The following is a 254-nucleotide window of genomic DNA, read 5'->3' on the forward strand; positions in this document are numbered from 1 at the left end:
CCTTTGTTGTCCACAGTTGCGCTGTCGCCGGTGATATCAATCCCGTGACCGCCGCCGCTCACATCCAGCTCGCCGTCCTGATTCACCACCGCGTTGTTACCCGCGATTTCAGTTCCGGTCGAACCCTGACCGTCTACGGTGGTATTGCCGCTGTTGTTGGCCGTCGCATCATCACCCGTAATGCGGGTTCCGGTGCCGCCATCAAGGATCGTGCTGTCACCGTCGTTGTTGACGATGGCTTTGTCACCGTTTAT

Annotated in this window: 1 protein-coding gene; it reads left to right on the forward strand. The window is 58.3% G+C overall.

The features are described 5' to 3' along the window. Window positions 1–44: 44 nt before the first annotated feature. Window positions 45–254, forward strand: a 210-nt coding sequence (locus QP324_RS12125) for a hypothetical protein (protein ID WP_284816238.1), incomplete at its 3' end; no start/stop codon positions are given.

It is taken from the genome of Corynebacterium sp. UMB0012 (assembly GCF_030216265.1).
Lineage (GTDB): Bacteria > Actinomycetota > Actinomycetes > Mycobacteriales > Mycobacteriaceae > Corynebacterium.